This is a genomic window from Psychrobacter sp. CAL346-MNA-CIBAN-0220, from assembly GCF_040309805.1.
Classification (GTDB): Bacteria; Pseudomonadota; Gammaproteobacteria; order Pseudomonadales; family Moraxellaceae; genus Psychrobacter.
In genome coordinates this window covers 1-276 of sequence record NZ_JBEOPF010000217.1, presented here as the reverse complement: position 1 = coordinate 276, position 276 = coordinate 1, and the positions used below count along the sequence as shown (strand labels likewise).

At 47.8% G+C, this 276-nt stretch carries 1 pseudogene; it reads left to right on the top strand.

Annotated elements, in window-relative coordinates:
- A pseudogene (locus AAEY88_RS13385) lies at positions 1 to 276 on the top strand (GntP family permease); the annotation flags it as partial.

The window sequence follows — 276 nt, the reverse complement described above, 5'->3', positions numbered from 1 at the left end:
CCATCAACCGTGGTACTTATGATTCGATGTTGCCCATCTTTAACACCGCCTCAGAAGTGGGTTACGGCGCGGTCATTGCTTCATTGGCAGGCTTTCTTATTATTCGTGACAGCATCTTAAACCTAACGCCTGATAACCCACTTATCTCAGAAGCGGTCGCGATGACCACCCTTGCTGGTATTACTGGCTCATCTTCTGGTGGTTTGAGTATTGCCCTATCGACGTTGGGTGAAGATTATTTAAGAATGGCGGTTGCCGCTGGTATTGATCCAGAAC